23 protein-coding genes and 1 pseudogene are annotated in these 24,109 nt (G+C 65.0%); 15 read left to right on the top strand and 9 right to left on the bottom strand.

All coding sequences use genetic code 11. The annotated features are described in order from the left end of the window. Positions 1-50 precede the first annotated feature (50 nt). The 13 genes and pseudogenes from ACVWY0_RS12890 (at position 51) to ACVWY0_RS12830 (ending at position 13,866) form a co-directional block, all read left to right on the top strand. Positions 51-254: a ubiquitin-like protein Pup gene (locus tag ACVWY0_RS12890; RefSeq protein ID WP_056339984.1), complete on the top strand. Its 204-nt coding sequence runs from the start codon at positions 51-53 to the stop codon at positions 252-254. Positions 255-335: 81 nt separating this feature from the next. Next, positions 336-1,157: a proteasome subunit beta gene (gene prcB, locus ACVWY0_RS12885; RefSeq protein ID WP_485837044.1), complete on the top strand. Its 822-nt coding sequence runs from the start codon at positions 336-338 to the stop codon at positions 1,155-1,157. Between the two features lies 1 nt (position 1,158). Further along, positions 1,159-1,890 carry a proteasome subunit alpha gene (gene prcA / locus ACVWY0_RS12880; RefSeq protein WP_248760570.1) on the top strand — a complete coding sequence of 244 codons (732 nt, stop codon included), beginning with the start codon at positions 1,159-1,161 and terminating at the stop codon, positions 1,888-1,890. A gap of 1 nt (position 1,891) precedes the next feature. Beyond that, positions 1,892-3,256 (top strand): Pup--protein ligase, encoded by a 1,365-nt coding sequence (pafA, locus tag ACVWY0_RS12875; RefSeq protein WP_111907600.1) that lies wholly within the window; start codon positions 1,892-1,894, stop codon positions 3,254-3,256. A gap of 110 nt (positions 3,257-3,366) precedes the next feature. Then, a complete protein-coding gene (locus ACVWY0_RS12870; protein WP_056339999.1) occupies positions 3,367-4,308 on the top strand; it encodes an FKBP-type peptidyl-prolyl cis-trans isomerase in 942 nt (313 codons plus the stop codon). 41 nt (positions 4,309-4,349) lie between these two features. Continuing rightward, positions 4,350-4,745, top strand: a complete 396-nt coding sequence (locus ACVWY0_RS12865; RefSeq protein WP_485837043.1) for an FKBP-type peptidyl-prolyl cis-trans isomerase — start codon at positions 4,350-4,352, stop codon at positions 4,743-4,745. Between the two features lie 106 nt (positions 4,746-4,851). Further along, positions 4,852-6,838: pseudogene (locus ACVWY0_RS12860) on the top strand (helix-turn-helix transcriptional regulator). Between the two features lie 10 nt (positions 6,839-6,848). Beyond that, entirely contained in the window at positions 6,849-7,202 is a 354-nt protein-coding gene (locus ACVWY0_RS12855; protein ID WP_485837042.1) for a hypothetical protein, read from the top strand. 32 nt (positions 7,203-7,234) lie between these two features. Further along, the gene (gene tatA / locus ACVWY0_RS12850) at positions 7,235-7,510 is read left to right on the top strand and encodes a Sec-independent protein translocase subunit TatA (protein ID WP_056340008.1); all 276 of its coding nucleotides are present in this window, start codon (positions 7,235-7,237) and stop codon (positions 7,508-7,510) included. A gap of 48 nt (positions 7,511-7,558) precedes the next feature. Beyond that, a complete protein-coding gene (tatC, locus tag ACVWY0_RS12845; RefSeq protein WP_485837041.1) occupies positions 7,559-8,353 on the top strand; it encodes a twin-arginine translocase subunit TatC in 795 nt (264 codons plus the stop codon). A gap of 24 nt (positions 8,354-8,377) precedes the next feature. Beyond that, the gene (locus tag ACVWY0_RS12840; protein WP_485837040.1) at positions 8,378-11,287 is read left to right on the top strand and encodes a DEAD/DEAH box helicase; all 2,910 of its coding nucleotides are present in this window, start codon (positions 8,378-8,380) and stop codon (positions 11,285-11,287) included. A 62-nt stretch (positions 11,288-11,349) separates the two neighbouring features. After that, positions 11,350-13,005, top strand: coding sequence for an amidohydrolase (locus tag ACVWY0_RS12835; RefSeq protein ID WP_485837039.1), 1,656 nt, complete (start codon positions 11,350-11,352; stop codon positions 13,003-13,005). A gap of 117 nt (positions 13,006-13,122) precedes the next feature. After that, positions 13,123-13,866, top strand: a complete 744-nt coding sequence (locus ACVWY0_RS12830) for a polyprenol monophosphomannose synthase (RefSeq protein ID WP_485837038.1) — start codon at positions 13,123-13,125, stop codon at positions 13,864-13,866. Between the two features lie 138 nt (positions 13,867-14,004). Here the strand turns inward: ACVWY0_RS12830 and ACVWY0_RS12825 are convergent, their stop codons facing one another. The 4 genes from ACVWY0_RS12825 to ACVWY0_RS12810 form a co-directional block, all read right to left on the bottom strand. Further along, the gene (locus ACVWY0_RS12825; RefSeq protein WP_003802221.1) at positions 14,005-14,352 is read right to left on the bottom strand and encodes an RNA polymerase-binding protein RbpA; all 348 of its coding nucleotides are present in this window, start codon (positions 14,350-14,352) and stop codon (positions 14,005-14,007) included. A gap of 248 nt (positions 14,353-14,600) precedes the next feature. Next, a complete protein-coding gene (locus tag ACVWY0_RS12820; protein WP_485837037.1) occupies positions 14,601-15,551 on the bottom strand; it encodes an SPFH domain-containing protein in 951 nt (316 codons plus the stop codon). A gap of 32 nt (positions 15,552-15,583) precedes the next feature. Further along, complete coding sequence (locus ACVWY0_RS12815; protein WP_485837036.1) at positions 15,584-16,048, bottom strand: NfeD family protein; 465 nt, start codon at positions 16,046-16,048, stop codon at positions 15,584-15,586. 102 nt (positions 16,049-16,150) lie between these two features. Then, positions 16,151-17,038: a methyltransferase domain-containing protein gene (locus ACVWY0_RS12810; protein WP_485837035.1), complete on the bottom strand. Its 888-nt coding sequence runs from the start codon at positions 17,036-17,038 to the stop codon at positions 16,151-16,153. A 100-nt stretch (positions 17,039-17,138) separates the two neighbouring features. Between ACVWY0_RS12810 and ACVWY0_RS12805 the strand changes: the two genes are divergently transcribed. Continuing rightward, entirely contained in the window at positions 17,139-19,121 is a 1,983-nt protein-coding gene (locus tag ACVWY0_RS12805; RefSeq protein ID WP_485837034.1) for a S9 family peptidase, read from the top strand. Positions 19,122-19,149: 28 nt separating this feature from the next. Here the strand turns inward: ACVWY0_RS12805 and ACVWY0_RS12800 are convergent, their stop codons facing one another. Continuing rightward, positions 19,150-19,815, bottom strand: a complete 666-nt coding sequence (locus tag ACVWY0_RS12800) for a peptide deformylase (RefSeq protein WP_485837033.1) — start codon at positions 19,813-19,815, stop codon at positions 19,150-19,152. A gap of 59 nt (positions 19,816-19,874) precedes the next feature. Between ACVWY0_RS12800 and ACVWY0_RS12795 the strand changes: the two genes are divergently transcribed. Continuing rightward, on the top strand, positions 19,875-20,294 hold the full coding sequence (locus ACVWY0_RS12795; protein WP_485837032.1) for a nuclear transport factor 2 family protein: 420 nt from the start codon (positions 19,875-19,877) through the stop codon (positions 20,292-20,294). A gap of 22 nt (positions 20,295-20,316) precedes the next feature. Here ACVWY0_RS12795 and ACVWY0_RS12790 read toward each other — a convergent pair whose 3' ends face one another. From ACVWY0_RS12790 to ACVWY0_RS12775, 4 genes are read right to left on the bottom strand one after another with little or no spacing between them, the layout of a single operon-like run. Then, the gene (locus ACVWY0_RS12790) at positions 20,317-21,459 is read right to left on the bottom strand and encodes an FAD-dependent oxidoreductase (protein WP_485837031.1); all 1,143 of its coding nucleotides are present in this window, start codon (positions 21,457-21,459) and stop codon (positions 20,317-20,319) included. Further along, positions 21,452-22,144: a class I SAM-dependent methyltransferase gene (locus ACVWY0_RS12785; RefSeq protein WP_485837030.1), complete on the bottom strand. Its 693-nt coding sequence runs from the start codon at positions 22,142-22,144 to the stop codon at positions 21,452-21,454. The genes ACVWY0_RS12790 and ACVWY0_RS12785 overlap by 8 nt, the downstream gene beginning before the upstream one ends. A gap of 12 nt (positions 22,145-22,156) precedes the next feature. Further along, positions 22,157-23,338 carry a type III polyketide synthase gene (locus tag ACVWY0_RS12780; RefSeq protein ID WP_485837029.1) on the bottom strand — a complete coding sequence of 394 codons (1,182 nt, stop codon included), beginning with the start codon at positions 23,336-23,338 and terminating at the stop codon, positions 22,157-22,159. A gap of 27 nt (positions 23,339-23,365) precedes the next feature. Further along, positions 23,366-23,614, bottom strand: coding sequence for a hypothetical protein (locus tag ACVWY0_RS12775; protein WP_485837028.1), 249 nt, complete (start codon positions 23,612-23,614; stop codon positions 23,366-23,368). Between the last annotated feature and the right edge of the window lie 495 nt (positions 23,615-24,109).

Raw genomic sequence — 24,109 nt, 5'->3', positions numbered from 1 at the left:
GGCGTATCAGCAGATCCGCCCGGATCCGAGGATTTAGAGGAGAGATCACCATGGCAGGCCAGGAGCAGCAGAAGCCACAATCACACGACAGCCAGGTCGAGGACGAGATTCCGGAGGCGCCTCCGGCAGCCCCGGAAGCCCAGGCATCGGCCGCCACCCAGGGCGTCGACGACCTACTGGATGAAATCGACGGCGTCCTGGAGTCCAACGCCGAGGAGTTCGTCCGCGCCTTCGTCCAAAAGGGCGGCCAGTAACCCGGTCCGGATGGGTGGCGGAAGCCGCGTCCGGCCGGAATCCGTACCGACGTTGAAGGACCACGTACAAGGAGTGCATCAGTGCAGGAAACAACCGCCAACCAGGTAGCCGGCAACGCGACATCCTCATTCACCGAGCATCTGCAGCGCGACCGGCCGGACCTGCTTCCGTACAACCGTGCCATGCCTGCTGCAGCGGCGGCGACAGCTCCCCTGCAGGTGCCCCATGCCACCACGATCGTGGCGATGAGTTATGGCGGCGGCGTCCTGATGGCCGGGGACCGGCGGGCCACCATGGGCAACGTCATTGCCAGCCGGCACATCGAAAAGGTGTTCCCGGCCGACAGGTATTCGGTGCTGGGAATCGCCGGCACGGCCGGCATCGCGATTGACCTGACGCGGCTCTTCCAGGTGGAGCTGGAGCACTACGAAAAGATCGAGGGCACCCTGCTGAGCCTCGACGGCAAAGCCAACCGGCTGGGGGCCATGATCCGCGGGAACCTGCCGATGGCCCTGCAGGGACTCGCCGTCGTGCCGCTGTTCGCCGGCTTCGACACAACTGCCGGCGTGGGCCGGCTCTTCTCCTACGACGTCACCGGCGGCAGGTACGAGGAACGCGAGCACCACACGGTCGGCTCCGGTTCCGTTTTTGCCCGCGGCGCGCTGAAGAAGCTCTGGCGGCCCAACCTGGCCGAAGCTGAGGCAGTCTCCGTGGCGGTCGAGTCCCTTTACGACGCGGCCGACGACGACTCCGCCACCGGTGGTCCGGATCCCGTCCGTCAATTGTGGCCCGTGGTGTACACCGTGAACAGGGATGGCGCCCGGCGGATCCCCGAATCCGAGCTCGCCGCTGCGGCGGGCAGGATTATCGAAGCCAGGTCTGCCGAGCGGCGGGAGGCCTAACATGACGCAGCAGTTCTATGTCTCGCCTGAACAACTGATGAAGGACCGTGCGGACTTCGCACGGAAGGGCATCGCCCGCGGCAGGTCCGTGGTGGTCATCAGCTGCCAGGACGGTATTGCCCTGGTCGCTGAGAACCCCTCACCCTCACTGCACAAAATCGGCGAGATCTACGACAAAATCGCCTTTGCCGCCGTCGGCAAGTACAACGAATTCGAAAGCCTGCGCCAGGCCGGGGTGCGGTACGCGGATGTCCGTGGTTACTCCTACGACCGTGAGGATGTCACCGCACGAGGCCTCGCGAGCGTCTACGCGCAAAGCCTCGGTGCCGTCTTCACCGCCGAACAAAAACCCTTCGAAGTGGAACTGGCCGTCGCCGAAGTTGGCCCCACGCCGGAACTGGACCACCTCTACCGGCTCACCTTCGACGGGTCCATCGCCGACGAGCACGGCTTCATCGTGATGGGCGGCCAGGCGGAGCGTGTCTCCGCGGTCATCGCCGAGGGCTGGCGACCGTCGCTGCGGTTCGCAGGCGCTGTACGCCTGGCTACCCGCGGCCTGGCCAGCGGCCCCGACCCGGCCGCTGAACAGGGCGAAGCGGGAGGAACCCTTCCGGCCAAGGCCGTGGAGGTTGCCGTGCTGGACAGGCAGTCGGAGACCTCCCGGGGTTTCCGCAGGGCCTTCCGGCGGCTCAACGATTCTGATATCACGGCGCTGCTTGCTGAGGAGGACTGAGATGGACAAGAGAATCTTCGGTATCGAGACCGAGTTCGGAATCTCGTATTCGAGCCCCGATTCGAGGCCGTTGGCCCCGGAAGAAGTGGCCCGGTACCTGTTCCGCAAGGTGGTCAGCTGGGGACGGTCATCCAACGTTTTCCTGACCAACGGTTCCAGGCTGTACCTCGACGTCGGCTCACACCCTGAGTACGCCACGGCTGAATGCGATGACCTGGCCCAGCTCATTGCGCACGACCGTGCGGGCGAGCTGATCTTGGACGACCTCGTTGACGAGGCGCAGGCAAGGCTGGCTGCGGAAGGATTCAACGGCACTGTCTACCTGTTCAAAAACAACACCGATTCGGCCGGCAACTCCTACGGCAGCCATGAAAACTACCTCATCCCGCGCCGCGGCGAATTCTCCCGGCTCGCGGAGATCCTGATCCCGTTCCTGGTAACCCGGCAGCTGATCGCCGGCGCAGGAAAAATCCTGAAGACTCCGCATGGGGCCACCTACGCGTTTTCCCAGCGGGCAGACCACATCTGGGAGGGCGTTTCCTCCGCCACCACAAGGTCACGGCCCATCATTAACACCCGCGATGAACCGCACGCCGACGCCGAATTCTTCCGCCGGCTCCATGTCATTGTGGGCGACTCCAACATGTCCGAAACCACAGCCCTGCTCAAGGTCGGCACCGTGGACCTCATCCTGCGCATGATTGAGGCGGGAGTGATCATGCGCGACATGAGGATGGAAAATCCCATCCGCAGCATCCGCGAGATTTCCCACGACCTCAGTGGAAGGGCGCTGGTCCGTCTGGCCAACGGCCGCCAGCTCACGGCCCTGGAGATCCAGCAGGAGTACCTCACGAAGGTCACGGCCTTTGTTCAGGAGCACGGGGCCCACAATCCCCACGTACCGTTCATCCTTGATCTTTGGCAACGGACCCTGAACGCCATCGAGAGCGGTGACACCAGCACCATCGACACGGAAATCGACTGGGCCATCAAGAAAAAACTGATGGACAACTACCGGCAGCGGCACGGCCTCGGCCTGGACGCACCCAGGATTGCCCAGCTGGATCTTACGTACCATGACATTTCGCGGAGCCGCGGGCTGTACTACATCCTGCAGTCCCGGGGTGCGGTTCGGCGGGTTGTGGACGATACCGTGATCAAAGACGCCGTGGACGTGCCGCCGCAATCCACGCGGGCCAAGCTGAGGGGCGATTTCGTCCGGCGCGCCCAGGAACTGGGCAGGGATTACACGGTTGACTGGGTGCACCTGAAGCTGAACGACCGCGCGCACCAGACCATCCTGTGCAAGGATCCCTTCCGGAGCGTCGATGAGCGGGTGGATGCCCTGCTGGGCTCTATGGGCTGACGTTCAGGTTCACGGGCTATCCTTGATGGGGCCGTTCCTTGGCCTTGCAGCGGTGCCGGGCGCCTGATTCCGGTTCCGCGTCCACCCTGCCCCGACGAAAGTTCTCTTACGTGCGCCGACTCCTAGCAATCCTGATCCCCGGCCTGCTGCTGCTTACCGCTTGTGGCGGTTCGCCCGCAGCACCGGAACCCACCAGCCAGTCTGCCGGTGACACTGCCAAGTTCGACTCCCTGAAACTGACGGACAACGGGGACAAGAAGGCTCCCGGTGTCGAGTTCTCCAAGCCCCTCGAAGTCACCGAACCCACCATCAAGGTGGTCGCCGAAGGTGACGGTGACCGGGTCAAAGAGAACCAGATCGCAAACATCTCCATCCTCGCGCTCAGCGGTGCGGACGGATCCACGCTGGAGGACACTTTCCCCGGCGAGCCCGAACCACTGCAGCTGAACGAGGAACTGAAGACCGGAAGCCCGGTTATCTACAGCGCGTTTGTTGGCTCCAAGGTCGGCTCGAGCCTTGCCCTGGCCATCCCGGGCCAGGCCGCAACCGCTGAAGGCGCCCCCGCCCAGCCAACGCAGCTTCTCCTGATCAAGGTGCTCTCCACCAAGGACGCACCGCAGACCGTCGCTCCGCTCGCAAAGCCCGAAGGCGAGACTGTCACCCCGCCGGCCGGCCTGCCGACCGTGAAGGACAACGACCAGGGCGTGCCGGAGATCTCCGTTGACGGAATCGCCGCGCCCACAGCACTCGTGTCCCAGGACCTGATCAAGGGCACCGGCGCGGAGGTTAAGGAAACCGACACGTTGACCGTCAACTATGTTGGCGTGAACCTCGTGGGCGGCACTAAATTTGATTCAAGCTTTGACCGCGGCGAGCCGGCCAGCTTCCCGTTGACCGGCGTCATTCCGGGCTGGACCCAGGGACTGGCGGGAAAGACGGTGGGCTCCCGGGTCCTCCTGGTGGTCCCCAAGGACCTCGCGTACGGTGATGCCGGCCAGGGCGAAGCCAAGGGTGACCTTGTCTTCGTTGTGGACATCCTCGGCGTCAAGTAAACAGCAACACATCACCCACCCAAATAATCAAAGGAGCAACCATGTCATTTGGTCAGCGCGATTTCGACCGCCAGAAGCCGGAAATTGACTTCCCGCAAGGCGATGTCCCCACCGAACTGGTTATCACCGACCTCATCGAGGGTGACGGTGCCGAGGCCAAAAAGGGCGACACCGTCTCCACCCACTACGTCGGTGTGGCCTGGTCCAGCGGCGAAGAGTTCGACGCTTCCTGGGGCCGCGGCGCCCCGCTGGACTTCCGTGTGGGCGTGGGCCAGGTCATCCAGGGCTGGGACCAGGGCTTGCTGGGCATGAAGGTAGGCGGCCGCCGCCGCCTGGAGATTCCTTCCGAACTGGCGTACGGCTCCCGCGGGGCCGGCGGAGCCATTGGCCCCAACGAAGCGCTGATCTTCGTGGTGGACCTCATGGGCGTCCGCTGACCGAAGCATCGTAACGCCGGAAGGCGCGGTAACAATCAGGGTTTTGTTTTCCTGTTGGTTGCCGCGCTTTCTGCTTTCCGCGGAGGAGTTTAGTAACGTAGCCAGCGTGTCCGTCTCCCGTACTGAACGCCTGCTGAACCTCCTGATAGCCCTGCTGAACACCAAATACGGCCTGCGCCGGGCAGAGTTGCGGGCGAAGGTCTACCATGACACGTCCGGCAACGACGTGGCCTTCGGCAGGATGTTTGAGCGGGACAAGAATGACCTCCGGCAGTTCGGCTTCGATGTGGAAACCGTCACGGACCTCGGCTGGAGCGAAGATGATCCGGCCACCACCCGCTACCGCATCGGCAAGGAATCGAACCGCCTGCCCGATGTCCAGCTCAGCCCGGGGGAGTGGACCGTCCTTCTCCTGGCGTCCCAGTTGTGGGAGCGTGCCGCCCTGGGAACCGCCGCTGCCAGCGCCCTCCGCAAGCTCCAGGCCTCCGGCACCCTGTCCGACGTCGAACTTCCGCTTGGTGTTCAGCCGCGCATCCGGCCAGCGGGCCAGGCCTTTGATGATGTGGTGGCTGCCATGCACGCCCAGCACCCCGTCAGCTTTCCCTACCTGGCAGGCACCACCGGCAAGGAAGAGCAACGGACGGTGGAGCCGTGGGGCCTCGGCAGCCGCTTTGGCCAGTGGTATCTGACCGGCTACGACCGCTCGCGCATGGCACCGCGCCACTTCCGGCTTTCCCGGTTCACTGGCCCCGTCACGGTGTTGGAGAAGGAAACCTACTCGGCGCCGCCGAACTTCAATGTCCGCGCAGAACTGGACCGGCTTCCGGAGCTCCCGCTCCGGACCGCCGTCGTGGACGTCCGGGAGGGCCGCCTCCTTGGCCTGCGCCGGCGCACGACCTCGGTTCCCGACGGGAGTGCGGGAACGCCCGACGCCGGCTACGAACGGCTGCAGGTCAACTTCAGGGACGCTGAGGTGCTGGCCGAGGAGCTCGCATCCTATGGCCCGGACGCTGTGGCACATGCTCCCGACGAGCTGGTGGCAGCCGTGCGGCACCGGCTGCGCAACGCTGCCGCCTTCTGCGCCGCTCCCAGCCCTGCCTATCTGTTTGCGGACGCACCGCGGGGCCGCGCCGTCCGCAAACGCACTTCTGAGGAACCAGCTCAAGCGCATGCTGCAGCTGGTGCCGTTCCTGGTCCACAACCAGGGCCTGCATATCCAGGACGTCGCAGCCCGCTTCGGTGTCACGCCCGCGGAGCTGGAAAGCGACCTGCGGATCCTCATCTGCTCCGGCCTTCCCGAGGGATACCCTGACGACCTCCTGGACATCCATTGGGAGGAAGGCCACGTTTACATCACCCAGGACCTGGATCTCAAGAGGCCGGTCCGGTTTACGGTGGACGAGGCCTGCGCGCTGCTGACCGGGCTCGAGACGCTCAATGGGCTTCCCGAACTTGCCGAAGGAGGTGCCCTGGAGTCAGTGACCCTCAAGCTGATGGCAGCGGCCGGCGAAGAAGGGCTGCGGGCCGGTTCGCTTGCCGGTCCGGAGGTGGGACCCGCGGATTCGGCCGTCCTTGACGTTGTCCGTGGTGGAATCCAGGAGCGGTCGCAGCTACGGCTCGTGTACTTCTCCGCCCAGCGCGACCAGGTCTCCGAACGGGACGTGGATCCGCTCCGCCTGTATTCCCTGGACAACACCTGGTATTTCGAGGCCTACTGCCATTCGGCCCAGGGGCTGCGGAACTTCAGGCTGGACCGGGTGCAGGAGGTCCACCCGAACGGAAATCCAGCCTCCACGCAGGTCCGGGCCGGGGAAAGCTTTCCGGCCAAGCTGTTCACGCCCAACGACGACGACACCACGGTCCTCGTACAGCTCACCAGGCAGGGCGCCGGCTTGGCGGACGATTATTACGCCGAACGTGTGGCACCCCTTCCCGACGGCGGCCTCGTAGCCGAGATCCGGTTCGGCAGCACTGCCTGGCTTCCCATGTTCGTGGCCCAGCACGGCGGGGCCGCCCGGATCCTCGAACCTTCCGAGCTGGGGGCGGCAGCGCTGGACTGGATCGAGGCGGCCCTGGCCGGGTACGGCGGCTAGACTCGTCAGCATGCCTTGGTGGTCCTGGATCCTGATCTGGATTGCGCTTATTGCGCTCTCCCTGCTCTTTTATGTCCTCCTGGGCATCCGGCTGTACCGCCAGTTCATGGCGGTAATGAAGGACCTGGGCGCCGCCGGAGCTAAAGTGGCACACCTGGCGCCGGCAGCGGCAATCGTCGATGACGGCTCCCAGCCGCCAGGGTCAGCTCCGCCCGGTGCGGCTGTTTTTGCCTCACCGGCCCAGATGCGTCATGATTACGACGCATCCAAGTCATCCCGCCGGGAGGGCCGCCGCCAGAGGCGCGTCCAGCGTAAGCACGATCGGGGCCAGCCCCAGTCACTTCGCGATCTCAATCTCAGTTAGACGTAGGATGTTGTTAGAGGAAAGGATTTCCCGTGGGAAGACTCTTTGATGGCCCGTGGCCAATTGTCATTATCATCGTCGTTGCGCTGCTGCTTTTCGCCGCGCCCAAACTCCCTGCCATGGCCCGCAGCCTTGGCCAGTCCATGCGGATCATCAAGTCCGAGGTCAAGGAAATGAAGAACGACGGCAAAACCGACTCCACCGACACGGCTTCCGGCCCGGTGGAAGGCAAGATCGTTAACCACCCGCCGGCGAAGCCCGGTGAGCCGACCGACGGCACTGACGTTCCGCCGTCGACCCGCGCCTAACCCGAAGTGGCACTGACGCGGGGCCGTAAGTCCAACCCTGAGGGGCGGATGGCTCTTTGGGACCACCTCAAAGAGCTCAAGAACCGGCTGATCAAATCGGCGATTGCTGTGCTGGTTGCTGGCGTGGGCGGCTGGTTCCTTTATGATCCAGTCGTGGCCAGCCTGTCGGACCCGCTGATTTCCATTGCCCGTGATACGGGGCGCACCGCGGTCCTGAACTTTGCGACCATCGCCGATCCTTTTGCCTTCAAGATCCAGATTGCCATCCAGATAGGGCTGGTTATCTCCAGCCCTGTCTGGATCTATCAGGTTTGGGCTTTTATCACCCCGGGTCTGACCAAGGAGGAACGCGGCTACACGCTCGGCTTTATGGCGGCCGCTGTGCCTCTGTTCCTGGCCGGTGTGTTTGTAGCCTGGCTCGTGTTCCCCACCGTGGTCAGGGCGCTGCTGCAGTTCACACCCGCCACCGGCGCCAACAACATTTCGGCCACCGACTACCTGACGTTTGCCACGCAGATGTTGCTTATCCTCGGGATCTCTTTCCTGGTCCCCGTGATCCTGGTCGGCATCAACATGGCCGGTGTGGTCAGGGGCCGGACCATCCTCAAAGCCTGGCGGATTATCGTCTTCCTGGTCTTTGTCCTGGCTGCACTGGCCGCACCGGGCACGGACGCTTTGTCCATGTTCCTGCTTGCTGCACCGCTGCTGATTCTGTTCTTCGCGGCGATCGGGCTGTGTATCTTCAACGACAAGCGCCGCGACAAGCGCGTGGCGAAACAGGCAGCTGAGACGGACGCGACAGCCGACATCGCGACGCCCGGCAGCGAACTGAAGAACCTGTAGCGCGCGGCGCACTAGGCTTGAGGCATGTCCTCTATTTCCGGGCCACTCTCGCCCTCTGAAAGCTACCGGGCCAGCGCGGAACGCACGGCCGAAGCGGGCACCTACCTCGGCGGGTTTGTCCGTACCCTTGATTTTGAACTTGACGAATTCCAGCGTCTCGCCTGCCGGTCCCTCCAGGACGGCAAGGGAGTGCTGGTGGCTGCCCCCACAGGTGCCGGTAAAACCATCGTGGGCGAATTTGCCATCTATCTCGCGTTGGAACGAAACCTCAAGGCCTTCTACACCACCCCGATCAAGGCTCTGAGCAACCAAAAATTCACGGAACTCTCCGAAAAGTACGGGGCGGAAAACGTCGGTCTGCTGACCGGCGACACCAGCATCAATGGCGACGCCCCCGTGGTGGTCATGACCACGGAAGTCCTCCGGAACATGCTCTACGCGGACTCGGACACCCTGGATGACCTCGGCTTTGTGGTCATGGACGAAGTCCACTACCTCGCGGACCGCTTCCGTGGTGCCGTCTGGGAGGAAGTCATCATCCACCTCCCCAGCGAAGTCCAGGTAGCTTCCCTCAGCGCCACAGTTTCCAACGCAGAAGAATTCGGTGCCTGGCTGGATACCGTGCGCGGCGACACCGACATCATCGTCTCCGAGCACCGCCCGGTTCCCCTGTGGCAGCACGTTATGGTGGGCCGGGACATCGTGGACCTGTTCGCCGGAGAAACCACCTTCGACGAAATCGCCCCGCCCGCGGATGCGGAGACCGGAGCTCCACTACCGGTCCAGGAGCGGCTCACCGCGGCCACCAAAGACGCGGACGGGCCGGGGTTCGAGGTCAATCCGGACCTGCTCAGGATGGCCCGCAGCGAAGGCCAGCAAAGTTTCGTCGGACGCTTTGGCCACGGCGGACGAAGCCAGCGCCGGCAGCACCGGCAACGGACAGAGGACCGCCCCCGGCAGGGAGCCCAGCCCGGCGCCGTCCGGAAGGCCAGCCGGCCCCAAGTAATTGCCAGCCTGGACCGGCAGGACCTGCTGCCCGCCATCACGTTTATCTTCTCGCGGGCAGGCTGCGATGCCGCCGTTGCCCAATGTGTCTCGTCCGGACTCTGGCTGACCACGGAGAAGGAGCAGCAGATCATTGCGCAGCGCGTTGATGAGGCCGGGCAGGACATCCCGTCGGAGGATCTGGACGTCCTCGGCTTCTGGACGTGGCGGGATGGCCTGCTGCGTGGTTTCGCGGCCCACCACGCCGGCATGCTTCCCACCTTCAAGGAAGTAGTGGAGAAGCTATTCGTCGAGGGCCTGGTCAAGGCTGTGTTCGCCACCGAAACGCTGGCCTTGGGCGTCAACATGCCGGCCCGCTCCGTGGTCCTGGAAAAGCTCGACAAGTTCAATGGCGAAGCCCACGTGGACATCACCGCGGGGGAGTACACGCAGCTGACCGGCCGCGCGGGCCGCCGCGGCATCGACATCGAAGGCCATGCCGTTGTCCTGTGGCAGCCGGGCACGGACCCTGCTGCCGTTGCCGGCCTCGCCTCGCGGCGTACGTATCCGCTGAACTCAAGCTTCCGGCCGACGTACAACATGAGCATTAACCTGTTGGCGCAGTTTGGCCGCGCCCGTGCGCGGGAAATCCTTGAATCCTCCTTCGCGCAGTTCCAGGCTGACCGGTCCGTTGTCGGACTTGCCAAGCAGGTGCGCAGCCGCGAAGAGTCCCTCGCGGGATACGCAAAATCCATGACCTGCCACCTCGGAGACTTCACCGAGTATGCCCGGTTGCGCCGTGAACTGTCCGACGCCGAGAATGTCACCTCCCGCAGCAAGTCCCGGGCTCATAAGTCGCTGAATGAAGACTCCCTGGCGCGGCTGATGCCCGGCGACGTGGTGGACGTCCCGGGCGGGCGGGCGCCCGGGCCGGCGATTGTGCTCAGCTCGGACCACAGCGGCAGGGAGCCCCGGCCTGCCATCCTGACGCTCGACAACCAGCTCAGGCGAATCGGCACCGAGGACCTTGAGGGCCCTATCGCGCCCCTGACACGGATCCGGATTCCGAAGTCGTTCAACGCAAAGGTCCCGAAATCCCGGCGTGACCTCGCATCGTCGGCCAGGAATGCGCTGCGCGAGAACCGCCCGCCTGCCCCCGGCCGCAGCACCGATTTTGGCATGGGGTCCGTTTTGCCCCATCAGGAGAAACGCATCACGGAGCTTCGCCGGGCGCTCCGGGCCCACCCCTGCCACGGCTGCAGCGAGCGTGAAGACCACGCCCGTTGGTCTGAGCGCTGGTGGAAGCTGCGCCGGGAGACGGATGCCCTGGTCCGGCAGATCCAGGGCCGGACCAACACCATTGCGAAGACCTTCGATCGCGTCTGCGATGTCCTTTCCGCCTACGGCTACCTGGAAGCAGGAGCTGACGGGCGCCTGGCCATCAGCCCGGACGGCCAGCGTCTCCGCCGGATCTACGGCGAGAAGGACCTGCTGATTTCGCAAGCACTGCGGCTGGGCGCACTCAACGACCTGGACGCCGTCGAAGTAGCGGCCCTGGCCAGCGTCCTGGTCTACCAGGCCAAACGCGAGGACAGGGGCCTCCGCCCGCGGATGCCCAGCGTCTCGCTTGAATCGTCCGTGGATGTGGTGATCCGGGAATGGTCGGCCCTGGAGGACGTGGAAGAGGCGAACAAACTTCCGCTGACTGCCGAACCCGAACTCGGTCTTGTCTGGCCGATGTACAAATGGGCCAAGGGACGGCACCTCCAGGAAGTGCTCAACGGCACGGACCTGGCGGCGGGCGACTTCGTCCGCTGGGTCAAACAGGTCATCGACCTCCTGGACCAGCTCGCCAAGATTCCCGGCCTGGATCCGCGCGTCTCCAGGCTTTGCACAGAAGCAATATCACTCATCCGCCGCGGCGTCGTGGCCTACTCTTCCGTACTTTGATGTCCCGGCTCTGATGCACCGGCAGCCTGCCTTCTTCCCCTAACCCCAGGAGCTTCGCCCGCATGACCACTGAACGTTCCACCACGCCCCCGCCGCACGAGCGGAAGGTGGTCCTGTACCGCAACGGCTCGGTCTACACAGCAGCAGACCCTTTTGCCACGGCCATGCTCGTTGACGGCGACACCGTTGCCTGGGTCGGCTCCGAGCAGGCGGCATCCTCCATCGCCGACAGCTCCATGGAGATCATCGACCTCCATGGAGCCCTCGTAGCGCCGGGGTTTGTTGACTCCCACGTCCACCTCACGGAAACCGGCATCGCACTGGGTTCCCTCCAGCTGGGCGGGATCCGTTCCGCCCGGCAATTACTCGATGCCGTGGCCGCAGCCAAAGGCGACGGCGCCCTGCTGGGTCATGGCTGGGATGAATCCACGTGGGAGGACCCGGCCCTGCCGGCGCCCGAGGAGCTTGAGCAGGCCGCCGGCGGCAGGCCCGTGTTCTTGGCCAGGGTGGATGCGCATTCGGCGTTGATCTCTTCCTCCTTGGCTGCCGCCGCCGGGCTTGGCGGGCTGGACGGCTACAGCGCGGGTTCACAAGTGAAGCGGGCCGCCCATACAGCGGCCCGCCAGGAAGCACGGCGGCTCCCGGAGGCCAGCCTCCTGGCCTACCAGCGGCGCGCCCTGACCGAAGCGGCCGAAAACGGTTATGTGGCACTGGCGGAGATGGCCGCGCCGCATATCGGCGGAGTTTCCGACCTTCGCCTTGCCGCCGCGTGGAACACCGCGGCCGGAGAGGCCATGCCGGAGATCCTGCCGTACTGGGGCGAACTGGCCACCTCCGAGGAGCAGGCCCGGGCGCTGCTGGACGAACTGGGCGTACCCGTGCGCGGCCTGGCAGGCGACCTGAACATTGACGGTTCCGTCGGCTCCAGGACAGCGGCACTGAGGGCCGGCTACAGCGACGCGGCGGGGGAGCGGGGCAGCCTCTACCTCTCGGCAGAGCAGGCCGGCGCCCATCTGGCGGCCTGCTCGCTGCTGGGCATCCAGGGCGGCTTCCACGTCATCGGCGACGCGGGACTTGATGCCGCGCTGGAGGCACTGGAACTCGCGGCCGCCGAAGTGGGTGAGCAACGGATCCGTGCCGCCGGCCACCGCTTCGAACATGTGGAAGTCGCAGACCCCAAATCAGTGCAACAGCTGGCCCGCTACTCCGTCACCGTCAGCGCCCAGCCACGCTTCGACGCTGACTGGGGGAACGAAGGCGGCATGTATGAGCAGCGCCTGGGGAGCCGGAGCCGCTCCATGAACCCGTTTGCCTCGTTCTATGCTGCCGGCGTTCCTATCTGCTTCGGCAGCGACAGCCCGGTGACACCGCTGCGCCCGTGGTCCAGCGTGCGTGCCTGCCTGGAACACCACAACCACGCTGAACGGATCTCGGCCCGCGCAGCGTTCCTCGGCCACACCCGCGCGGGGTGGCGGGCAGCAAAGCACCACAACCCTATGGCCGGGCAACTGGTTCCCGGCGCACCAGCCAGTTTCGCTGTTTGGGATGCTGATGAGCTCATGGTCCAGGTGGCGGACGGCCGCGTCCAGTCCTGGAGCACGGATCCGCGTGCCCGCACGCCCCTTCTCCCGGCACTTGATACCGGCGTGGACCCGGTGTGCCTGCAGACCGTGAAGGACGGCGTGGAGCTGCATTCGAGTCCGGCACTGCGCTCCTGACCGGACACACCGGCCAGCGCCCCCATAAAGCGCCCTATAATAGGTAGTTGCGCCTGACCGCCAGCTACTCCGCTACGGTTCAGCCGCTCCGACCGCTCCCGTCCAGGAAGGCCCTTTGTGCGCGTCCTCACCATCATTCCTACTTACAACGAGCTGGAATCGCTGCCCAAGACTCTTCAACGCCTCCGCGCAGCCGTACCGGCCTCGGACGTACTGGTGGTGGACGACAACAGCCCGGACGGCACCGGTCAGCTTGCGGACGGCTTTGCCGCCGAGGACCCGCAGGTTCACGTCCTGCACCGCAAAGGCAAGGCAGGCCTGGGAGCCGCCTACATTGCCGGGTTCAAATGGGGACTCGAGGCAGGCTACGACGTCCTGGTGGAAATGGATGCGGACGGCTCGCACCAGCCCGAACAGCTTCCCCAGCTGCTGGAAGCCGTCGAACAGGGCGCGGACCTTGCCATGGGATCCCGCTGGGTTCCCGGCGGCAGCGTGGTCAACTGGCCGCTGTACCGGCAGGCGATTTCACGCACTGGCAGCACGTACGCCCGGCTGATGCTGGGCCTGAAGATCAAGGACGTCACCGGCGGCTACCGCGCCTTCCGGCGGACCACGCTGGAAAAACTGAACCTCGACCTTGTCGATTCAGTGGGCTACGGCTTCCAGGTTGACTTGGCGTGGCGTGTAGCCAAGCTGGGCCTCAGGATCGAGGAACGCCCCATTACGTTCGTGGAGCGCGAGCTCGGAGCGTCAAAGATGAGCGGCAACATTGTTGTTGAGGCTATGGTCAACGTCACCAGGTGGGGCCTGCAGGCACGCTGGAACAAGCTCACAGGCAAGAAGGATCCGGCACAGGGCTGACCTGCAACGCCGTTAGGACAAAAGATAAGGGCGGGCCGGCAACGTGATCACGTTGCCGGCCCGCCCTTTCTCAATCGTTCAGATCGCGTCAATCGATGACGCTATGACCTCGGTGGGAGGCCGTGACCGCCGCTGGGGTCAGGCGCTGCGCCGTTCGCCACGGCGTTCGCGCAGGATGGTCAGCCGGTCCTCGAGGATCTGCTCCAGCTCCGGAAGGGAACGGCGCTCGAGAAGCATGTCCCAGTGCGTACGGACAGCCTTTTCGTTGCTGGTGTCCGGACGTTCGCCATCAACAAGGAGCGCTTCCTTGCCGGTCTTGGAAACCCACACAGGAGGAATTTCAGCCTCTGAAGAGAACGTCACGAAGACCTGCTCGCCGTCCTCGCACCGGTATTCGACGCGCTGGCGCGGAGCCGGCTCAACGCCGGACTCGGTCTCCATGCTCTGCGCGCCAAGGCGCATACCCCGCAGGCTGCGATCGCTCATGTTTTCTCCCTCTGGTCGGTTCGCGGAGCAGGACTCCACGCAAGCCGGAACGGCATAACCGCCCCGGACTACTGTGTGCACTGTGCTGCATCATAAGATTCAACGCATTGCGAAGCTTTCTTGTTCCAGCGGATCTGGTCCGACCGGACAAATACTGAATTATACCGGCGTGGGGCCTAGCCGCAAAACGGGAGGGGACCCGCGACCAAGCGCGAATCCCCTCCCGCCCCGTATAGGGCAAATCCGTGTCAGGACCCCGGCTGTTTAGCGGGTTCCTCATCGAACAGCCCGCCGCCGCCCGCGGTCGGATCAGGATTGGTACCGCCGAGCGCCTGGCCGATGCCCTTGAGTGCCTCGCCAACTTCGCTGGGAATGATCCACAGCTTGTTTGATGATCCCTCTGCGATTTTCGGAAGCGTCTGAAGGTACTGGTAGGCCAGGAGCTTCTGGTCGGGGTTGCCTTTGTGGATGGCGTCAAAGACCTTCTGGATGGCCTGTGCCTCACCGTCTGCGCGGAGGATGGCCGCCTTGGCGTCGCCCTCAGCCGCAAGGATTGATGCTTGCCGCTGGCCCTCGGCCGTGAGGATGGCGGACTGCTTGGTGCCTTCGGCCGTGAGGATCGCGGCGCGGCGGTCTCGCTCGGCCCGCATCTGCTTCTCCATCGAGTCCTGGATCGAGTGGGGCGGGTCAATGGCCTTGAGCTCCACGCGCGAGACCCGGATGCCCCAGCGGCCGGTTGCCTCGTCCAAGACACCGCGCAGCTGGCCGTTGATCTGGTCGCGGGATGTGAGCGCCTCTTCCAGGTTCAGGCCACCCACAACGTTACGCAGGGTGGTAGTGGTGAGCTGCTCCACGGCCTGGATGTAATTGGCAATCTCATAGGTGGCTGCGCGCGGATCAGTGACCTGAAAGTACACCACAGTGTCGATGGACACCACCAGGTTGTCTTCGGTGATGACCGGCTGCGGTGGAAAGGACACCACCTGCTCCCTCAGGTCCAGGAGCGGCAGGAGCCGGTCCACAAACGGGATCAGGATGGTGAGTCCCGGGTTAAGGGTCCGCTGGTACTTGCCGAGCCGTTCAACGACGCCGGCCCTCGCCTGCGGGATAATCCGCACCGAGCGGACCAAGACAATGATCACGAACACGATCAGGACCACCAGCACAATGGCCAGGGCGGCTCCTCCTGCGTTATCCATACGACTCCTATTCCCCAATTGTTAGGCTGTACTTAGGTCTGAGTGGCCTGCTCCGGCTGGGCGGAAACAACAGCCGTGGCCCCGTCGATGGCGGAGACCACTGCCTTCTGACCGGCAGGCAGGACGCCGCCGGAGGACCGGGCGCTCCAGACATCGCCCCCGATCTTGACGAGGCCACCGGTGGAGCTGACTGCTTCCATCACCAAGGCCTGCTCGCCAATGAGCCGGTCTATGTTGGTGCGCTGGTCGGCGGGTCCTATTTTCAGGTGGCTTAGTGCCACCGGGCGGACAAAGGCGATCATCAGCAGTGAGACGACGCAGAACACCACAATCTGCAGCCACAGGTCAGCGCCGGCAAAATCTGCGACGAGCGCGGCAAGTGTTCCGCCGCCGAGCATGATGAAGAACAGGTCAAGGGTGATCATTTCGATCACTGCGAACGCGAGGAAGGCGGTGAGCCACAGGGCCCACCAGTTTTCGCCGAGCCATTCAAACATTCCGTCCCCCTTGACCATTCGGTAGCTGTCTATTTATCCTAGTCCGCCGGAAAGCAGGACGGCAGGTTGCGTGAAGGGCAGCGGTTGAACGTGGCCAAGTCGTTACGGTGCGGACCGTGCCGGACGGAAGACCGTGATCCGGAATCGTGCCTCCACCTGGGTCGACACCCCGCCGCTCCCGATTTTGGCCGCAATGGCCGTGCGGTCCAAGTGGTGCCCGGCCGGACCCATGAAGGCCAAGTCAGCCACCTCGCTGGGCGTTAGCATCATCAGGATATCCAGGTCCCGGGTGGACTCGGCGGCGAAGTGCGGCGAGAGGGATTCTGCCAGCCGCGCGTCCTTGTCGTCCTCAATGGACAGCATCCCTGCCTGGGCGGCAACCGCGGCCAGGTGTCCGGCGCGCGGCGTCACCACCACCAGCCTTCCGCCGGGGCGGAGGACCCGGGCGAATTCGGCGGCGTTGCGTGGAGCGAAGATCACCGTGATGGCGTCGACGGCGGCGTCGGCCACCGGGAGCGGCTGCCACACATCGCAGGCCAGGCTGATGGCCTCGGGGTTGAGGCGCGCGGCGCGGCGGAGCGCGAACTTGGAGATGTCGAGCGCGACGGCGGCGTAGCTGGCCGTGCGCCGCTGCACCTCATCCAGCACCACCCTGAGATAGTGGCCGGTCCCCGTACCCGAATCGAGGACTGTGAATGGTTCGCCCGGGGTTATCCCGGGCACGACGGCGGCCGCGACGGCGTCTGCCAGGGGGTGGTAATGCCCGCGGTCGAGGAAAGCGAACCGGGCCGCGACCATCTCTGCGGTGTCGGCTTCAAAGACTGTCCCCTTGCCCACCAGCAGGTTGAAATAGCCCTGCTTCGCCGCGTCGAAGCCGTGCCCGGATCCGCAAACCAAGGCCTTGCGGGCCGCGTCACCCGGCCCGACCCGGACATTCAGTGCTGCGCCGCACACGGGGCAGCGCAGCGGAGGGCGAGGGCTTGATGGCATACGGACCATCTTAGGGCGGGGAGCGGGCCGGCGCGGAGCCCGCGCGAGTGGTCCGGCCGCATGTTCGCGTGGGGGAAAGCCGCACGTTAGGCTCACGTGGGTGAAGCCAGAACACCTCCCGCTGCTCAATTCCGTCTCCGCGCCGGCCGTTCACCCGGACGGCAGCCGTGCTGCTGTGTCGGTGACCAGGCCGGATTTCACTGCTGATTCCTACGTGGGCCAGCTGTGGAACATCCCGCTGAACCAGGAGCAGCTGCCGCGCCGAATAACCAGGGGCTTCCGGGACACCGGCCCTGCGTTCTCTCCTGATGGACTGGTCCTCGCCTTCCTCCGGACAGGCGGACCATCATCGAAAGCGCAGCTCGTCGTGGTGGAGGCCGGCGGCGGTGAACCCCAGGTCATTACCGACAGGCTGCTCGGAGTGGAATCCTTCGCCTGGTCTCCTGATTCGCACCGGATAGTCTTCAGCTCCCGCGAGCCCGAGGCCGGACGGTACGGCAAAAGCGAAGCCATCACCGCGGAGGCGGAGGCCCCACGGCTGATCTCCTCCTACCAGTACAGGCTGAACAGCGTTGGCTACACGCGCGACAAGCCGCAGCAGCTGTTCATCGTGGACGTCCCGGAACTCAGCGGCGAACCGCTGGCACCGCCTGCGGCTCCGTCGCTGCCGGAGGCCCGGCAGCTGACATCGCTCGCCACGGACGCCAGCTCCGGAGTTTTCAGTGCAGACGGATCAGCCGTCTACTTCGTGGCAGCACCGCCGGAGAACGACGACGACTTGGCCACCTTGATCTACAGGGTGCCGGTCACCGGCGGCGACCCCCTCCCGGTGGATAAGGGAGTAGCCGCACCTCAAACCGTCTCGGAGGTCCGGCAGTCCCGGGACGGCAAATGGCTGTTCTACATTGCCCGGGACCTCGGCGCTTCGGGCCGGGACTTCGTGGCACGTAACGCCGTGCTGTACTGCGTAGCGACTGACGGCGGCATGCCGGCTGCACTGACCGATCCTGAGTTGATGGACGTTGCCGCCCCGGGTGCGCGGATTGAGCTCCGCGGCCCGGACCACGCCCTGGTCCTGAACAACGCGCAAGGCTCGGTTGAGCTCCTCGAGCTGGGGGCGACGGGCGGGCATGCCCTGCTGGTGCACGGTGACAAGGTGGTGACGGGGGCTGCCTGGGCGGGTGGTTCGCTGCTCGTCGTATTCGGCGATCCGTCCACCCAGGGGGACGTCGGAGTGCTCGACGACGGGCAGCTGCGGCTGCTGACAGACTTTTCGGCCGTTCTGCGGACACAGACGGACATTGTGGTTCCACAGGAGCTGACGTTTGAGGCGCCCGATGGCTATCCCGTCCATGGCTGGCTCGTCAGGCCTGCGGGCAAGGGTCCGCACCCGGTCCTGCTGAACATCCATGGCGGGCCGTTTGCCCAGTTCACCGTTGCCCTGTTCGACGAAGCCCAGGTGTACGCGGCTGCGGGCTATGCCGTGCTGATGTGCAATCCGCGCGGCTCTGCTGGCTACGGCCGGGAACACGGGCTGGCCATCAAGGGCCGCTTTGGCACCGACGATATGGAGGATGTCCTCGCGTTCCTGGACGGGGCGCTGGCCAAATTTCCGGCGCTGGACGCGGGCCGGCTGGGCATCATGGGCGGCTCGTACGGCGGATACCTGACCGCCTGGACCATCGCGCACCACCACAGGTTCCGGGGTGCCATTGTGGAGCGTGGATTCCTGGACCCGGTCAGTTTCGAGGGCTCGGCCGACATTGGCTGGTACTTCGGCAGCGAATATCTCGGCAGCTCAACGATGGAGGTCGCCGCGCAAAGCCCGTTCGAACACGTGGGCAACGCGCAGACCCCGACGCTGGTCATCCACAGCGAAAACGATCTCAGGTGTCCGCTGGAGCAGGGCCAGCGGTATTTCACGGCCCTGAAGCGGCGGGGTGTGGAAGCCCAGCTGCTGGTGTTCCCGGGCGAGGACCATGAACTTTCCCGGTCAGGCAGGCCGCAGCACCGGCGTCAGAGATTCGAGCACATCCTGCGCTGGTGGGCCCGGTTCCTCCCGACCGACGCACCGCCGGAGTGACGAGGAGGCGTGCTGGCGTGCAGGCGCGTCAGGGATTCTCGGGCAGGAAGCCCAGGGCCGCACGGGCCTTTCCGATCCCCGGCTCGGCCCAGTTGGCGGCGTACTCGGCGTTAGAGCTCAAGGACCTCAACTCGGCGCGGTCAACGTAGAGGGTGCCATGGAGGTGATCGGTTTCGTGCTGCACAATTCTCGCCTGCCAGCCCTCGAATTCCCGTTCCGACGCCAGGCCTCCGGGGGTGTCGAACCGGAGCAGCACCCGTTCTGGCCGTACTACCACTGCCTGCAGGCCGGTCAGGGAGAGGCACCCCTCGAAGAACGCGGCGCTTTCCGCTCCGACGGCCGTGTAGTGCGGGTTGATGATGGTGAGGAACTCCAGCGGGCTACGGTGCCGCAGTGCAGCGGCCTCGGGGTCGACGTCGTACTGGTCCTCAAGGACTGCCAGCTGCAGCGGGATTCCGAGTTGCGGGGCGGCCAGCCCCACACCAGGGGCTTCGTGCATCACTTCGCGCATGAGGGCAATCAACTGGTCCAGCTCGCCGGCGCTGATCTGGCCGTCGAAGGACGCGGCCCGCTGGCGGAGTACGGGATTCCCGGCCTGGACGATGGGCGGCAGCGATCCCGCAGACAGGATTTCCTGCACCCGTTCCCTCAGGTGCGCAGGAGTGAATGAAGTGGGCGGTGATACAGCGGTCATGCGGAAAGCCTAGCGGTGGACGCCGCAGGGCGTCGGCCGCGTCGGCTAATGTCGATGCCATGGCTGAACTGATTGCGTCCGAACCCAACTCACTGGAACTTGTCCTGGACTTTATCCGGACCCTGGAAGCCGGCGGTGACGGCGGGGCCATCGGCCGTTTCCTCGCTGCGGACTTCGTGTTGGTCGAGGCGCCGCATCTGCTCGCGGCTGAAGGCTCCACGCGGACGCGGGACCAGGCGATGGCTGGCCTCGATCAAAGCGGCGAAGTAGTGGCGGACCAGAAGTTCGAGATCCGCCGCACTACCTGCGAAGGCGGTCGGGTTGTGGTGGAGGCCGACTGGTCGGCGAGGACGCTGATGGACCTGCGGTACTGGGATGCCGGGGAGACCATCCGCGCCCGGACGTCGTCGGTCTTTGAAGTCCGTGACGGCCTGATCATCAGCCAGGACAGTTACGACTGCTACTTCGTGAACTCCTGACCCGGCGCCCTCCGGCGCGGGGTTACTGCATGGTGAACCGGCGGGCCACCAGCCTGTTGGCCGCCGGAATGCCGGACACCGCGCTGACTGCGTGGTTCCTCAACGCCAGGAACGGCTGCGCCAGCGGGCGCCCCAGCGTCATGTTCACTTCTGACTGCCATCGCGCCACCGAGACGGCTTTACGACGCCGGGCGGAATAGGCGTGCAGGAGCTGGCCAACCGGTTTCCCCGACAGGGCATCACAGATGATCGGCGCGAGTTCCGCCGCGTCCAGCCAGCCAAGGTTCATGCCCTGGCCGCCGATGGGGCTTATTTCATGGGCAGCATCACCGATCAGGACCGCCCGCCCCGCGACTGATCGGCACGCCACCGTGGAGCGCGGGCTGAAGCAACTGAGCATGGTGTTGGTGGCCGGGTCCGGCCGGATCCCCGTGCGGTGGTGGACCATCCGTGCCAGTTCGACGGCGTCCGGGACCGGTTCGGGCCGGGGAATCCTCACTACCCAGCGGCGGAGACCGCCCGGCAGCGGAAAGGATTCCACTATCCCTTCGGCTTCGAGGTACAGGACGGCTTCGTTCAGGTTTTCGCCGGTACCTTCGAAATCACCCATCACATAATGGTCGGGATAGGTTCGGGACGTGGCCGGGATGCCCAGCAGGCTGCGCATCAGGGACCGCGAGCCGTCGGCGGCGACCAAAAGCCGTGAGGTGATCCGGGTGCCGGCACCGCCCGTCTTGGTGGCGGCAGCTCGGACGGTGACCAGTCCGTCGTCGTCCGCTATTTCCGTCACCCGGGCGCCCCTGACGAGCGCCGCACCGTCGAGTTCGTGTACACGCTGCTCCAGCAGGGATTCCGTTGTGACCTGGGCGAGCGACAGGACAAACGGGAAGCGCTCCGAGACCGACACGAAAGACATTGACCCCACGGTCTCCGCGCCGCTGACTGCGATGCCGCCGCGGATCTGCACGCCGGCATCAACCATGGCGCTGGCCACCGTTGCCCTGTCCAGCGCCGCGAGGGCGGGGGGATGGATGCCGATGGCCCGCGAGTGGTGTTCCCGGTGGAGCCGCTGTTCAAGGACCTGGACCGCGACGCCTTCCTGAAGCAGCAGGGCGGCGAGATACAGACCCACGGGTCCGCCGCCGACGATCACCACGTCAGCCATCGGGATGGTCCGGACAGAGCATGAGGACCTGATGGAAAGGGGAGTGGCGCTCCACCTGCCAGCCCGGGGGAGCGGCGGCGGTGAGTTCTGCCGGGGTGTAGCTGCGCCTGATTGAGGTCAGGCCGTCCGCACGGATGAACGAGCTGCGGAAGGGGAGGGCCGCCAGGGAGAAAAGTGCGTAGGCTGCGATGTTCCGGCGGAGGTCGTTGTGCAGGGAAATCCGGCGCGCCAGGGCTTGCGAATCTGCCAGGAGCTGAGCCAGGTCTCCTGGTTGGAGGTGGTGGATGACGTGGTTCGAGATAACGACGTCGAACCGGCGGCCTTCGCGGACCAGGTCGGCACTGTCCGCCTGGCGGAACCGGACTGAGACGTGGTGGGGGCGGCGTGACGAGTAGCTGTATGCCCTGGCGTCCGGGTCAATGCCGGTGACCTCGAGGAGCAGTTTGTCCCGGGCGGACCAGAGGGCGAGCTGGCGTGCCAGGTCCCCACCGCCGCATCCTATGTCGAGGAGCGTGGTTTCAGTGTCGTGGGAGAGCAGAGGGCGAAGCTCGCGGCGGTACAGCTGCCGCCAGCCGGAGAAGAGCCGGTTCACCAGCTCGAATTGCCGGTACGTGAGCTCCAGTTTGGTGGGATCACAGTCCGGCAGGTCCATCATTTCCACTGCGTCCGCAGCCCTTTGCCGCATCAGGGACACAGTTCAGACCAGCGACGAGGCCGCCTCCGGCTGCACCGCCCGCTTCCCGGTGGCTGCCTGGCGGAGTTTCGTGAAGAGCCCGGTCTCCACCGTGAGTCCGGGGCCGAACGCCATGGAGCAGATGCGTTCCTCACCCTCCACCGGCGGCTGCTCCAGGATGTGCCTGAGGACAAACAGCACGGTGGCGCTGCTCATGTTGCCGTAGTCCCGCAAAGTATCACGTGCCGGAACGAGTTGCTCGTCGGTGAGTTCAAGGCGCGTCTGGACCTTGTCAAGGATGCTCCGGCCGCCGGGATGGATGGCCCAATGGCGGATGTCCCGGTAGGGGAGCCCACGCAGCGCGGGATCCCGGGCCAGCAGCGGTGCCAGGGCGCCGATGATGTGATCGTCGATGATGTGGGGGACGTAGTTGCCCAGCACCATCTCAAAGCCGTGGTCGCCGATGTTCCAGGCCATGGATTCCTCGCCCACCGGCGTAAGGACGGTTTCGAAGTGGTCCAGTTGCATCAGGGCAGGTGCGTCCGGATTGTTCCGGGCCGTAATGACGGCTGCCGCCGCGCCGTCGGCGAACAGCGCCGAACCCATGATGGTGTCAGGATCGTTCGAGGTCCGCACATGCAGGGAGCACAGCTCGGCACAGACCACCAGCACAACGGCCTGCGGATCTGCTTCGCAGAACGACTTGGCGGCCCGCAGCGCCGGAAAGGCGGCATAGCAGCCCATGAATCCGAGGTGATAACGCTGGACGGCCGGGTCCAGCCCCAACGCGCGGACGATCTTATAATCAGGACCGGGGTTGAAGAATCCTGTGCAGGAGACGGTAATGACGTGGGTTATGTCAAGCAAGGACAGATCCGGGCAGGCGTCCACGGCAGCCCGGGCGGACTCGATGAAAAGTTTGGTGACCTCCCTGGCGAAGATCTCGTTGCGCACCTTGGTGGTGGGGTTCAGGAGCAGGCCGGTGGCGGGATCAAAGAACTGCGGAGAATCCGAACGGAACGCCATAGTCATTTCTTCGACGGCGGTATGGCGCGTATCGATGGCGGCTGAATCGAAACAGGTATTCACCAGCCGCGAGCCCAGCCTGGTCAGGCCAGGCTGAGCTGCAAAAACGTCCCGGGCTTCGGTCTGGACCAGCACGGTGGGCGGAACAGCAGTTTCAAGTGAACGCAGGTAGACCGTCATTGGTTCATTCTTGGCGAGCACACGGGATTAGACAATGGCCGGGCTGGCCGGAGAGCCGTTTCCTGTGCCGCCGGCCGGTGTTCCGGACACAACAGCGGGGGCCGGCGAATTGTCCGCCAGCTTGTCGGGCTGGGTGCTGGAGCTGGCTTCAACGCCGGCGTTGGCCAGCCCCGATGACTGAACGGATGCGTTTGGGACGCCGGTTACGGCGCCATACGCCGAGGTGGCGAGTAGAACCGTGAGCATGCCGGCAGCCAGCAGATTTTTTCTGCGCATGGAGAAGAGCCACTCCATGGGAGTACGGAACGGGCATTCCCATGGGGATGCGCCCTGCCCGGAGTTGGATACGGCCTGCGGAAACGCAAAGGCGTTGCCATCTGGGGAATTACTACACGCAAGAGCACGTCGGGCGATATTTTCGGCGTGCGCGCCGACCGGTGACTTAAACGTTGCCTTGCCCGGCGCGGAACAGGCCAATCACTGGCGTGTCGTATGAGGCATAAATCATGGGTCTGGGTCACAGGGCGACCAGCCGGACCTGACGTGCGGCAACATCAAACTGAAGCCCCGGAGGCGCCCGCTAAATGTGGCTTGCCAGCCTACTTGGCCAGCGCAACAGGTAGTTGGCCAAGAGAATTGCCTTCAATTCAGGGTCGCATACAGAACCCTGTTGCCAGCGGAGTTGGCCAAAATCCGCTGCCAGGTTCGTTCATTAGATCGGGCCAGAAGGAATTCAACGTCGTGGACGCTCAGCGCTGCCATCAGGGCGGC

This window comes from Arthrobacter sp. UYNi723, from assembly GCF_054057635.1.
The sequence above is the reverse complement of the archived record's forward strand: the minus strand, read 5'-3'. Positions and strand labels throughout refer to the sequence as shown.

What these genes read in the sequence shown, in the direction of transcription:
- ACVWY0_RS12890 (WP_056339984.1), top strand. Translation starts at nt 51, where the DNA reads ATGGCAGGCCAGGAGCAGCAGAAGCCACAATCACACGACAGCCAGGTC.
- prcA (WP_248760570.1), top strand. Translation starts at nt 1,159, where the DNA reads ATGACGCAGCAGTTCTATGTCTCGCCTGAACAACTGATGAAGGACCGT.
- pafA (WP_111907600.1), top strand. Translation starts at nt 1,892, where the DNA reads ATGGACAAGAGAATCTTCGGTATCGAGACCGAGTTCGGAATCTCGTAT.
- ACVWY0_RS12865 (WP_485837043.1), top strand. Translation starts at nt 4,350, where the DNA reads ATGTCATTTGGTCAGCGCGATTTCGACCGCCAGAAGCCGGAAATTGAC.
- ACVWY0_RS12855 (WP_485837042.1), top strand. Translation starts at nt 6,849, where the DNA reads ATGCCTTGGTGGTCCTGGATCCTGATCTGGATTGCGCTTATTGCGCTC.
- tatC (WP_485837041.1), top strand. Translation starts at nt 7,559, where the DNA reads ATGGCTCTTTGGGACCACCTCAAAGAGCTCAAGAACCGGCTGATCAAA.
- ACVWY0_RS12840 (WP_485837040.1), top strand. Translation starts at nt 8,378, where the DNA reads ATGTCCTCTATTTCCGGGCCACTCTCGCCCTCTGAAAGCTACCGGGCC.
- ACVWY0_RS12835 (WP_485837039.1), top strand. Translation starts at nt 11,350, where the DNA reads ATGACCACTGAACGTTCCACCACGCCCCCGCCGCACGAGCGGAAGGTG.
- ACVWY0_RS12825 (WP_003802221.1), bottom strand. Translation starts at nt 14,352, where the DNA reads ATGAGCGATCGCAGCCTGCGGGGTATGCGCCTTGGCGCGCAGAGCATG.
- ACVWY0_RS12820 (WP_485837037.1), bottom strand. Translation starts at nt 15,551, where the DNA reads ATGGATAACGCAGGAGGAGCCGCCCTGGCCATTGTGCTGGTGGTCCTG.
- ACVWY0_RS12815 (WP_485837036.1), bottom strand. Translation starts at nt 16,048, where the DNA reads ATGTTTGAATGGCTCGGCGAAAACTGGTGGGCCCTGTGGCTCACCGCC.
- ACVWY0_RS12810 (WP_485837035.1), bottom strand. Translation starts at nt 17,038, where the DNA reads ATGCCATCAAGCCCTCGCCCTCCGCTGCGCTGCCCCGTGTGCGGCGCA.
- ACVWY0_RS12800 (WP_485837033.1), bottom strand. Translation starts at nt 19,815, where the DNA reads ATGACCGCTGTATCACCGCCCACTTCATTCACTCCTGCGCACCTGAGG.
- ACVWY0_RS12795 (WP_485837032.1), top strand. Translation starts at nt 19,875, where the DNA reads ATGGCTGAACTGATTGCGTCCGAACCCAACTCACTGGAACTTGTCCTG.
- ACVWY0_RS12790 (WP_485837031.1), bottom strand. Translation starts at nt 21,459, where the DNA reads ATGGCTGACGTGGTGATCGTCGGCGGCGGACCCGTGGGTCTGTATCTC.
- ACVWY0_RS12785 (WP_485837030.1), bottom strand. Translation starts at nt 22,144, where the DNA reads ATGCGGCAAAGGGCTGCGGACGCAGTGGAAATGATGGACCTGCCGGAC.
- ACVWY0_RS12780 (WP_485837029.1), bottom strand. Translation starts at nt 23,338, where the DNA reads ATGACGGTCTACCTGCGTTCACTTGAAACTGCTGTTCCGCCCACCGTG.
- ACVWY0_RS12775 (WP_485837028.1), bottom strand. Translation starts at nt 23,614, where the DNA reads ATGCGCAGAAAAAATCTGCTGGCTGCCGGCATGCTCACGGTTCTACTC.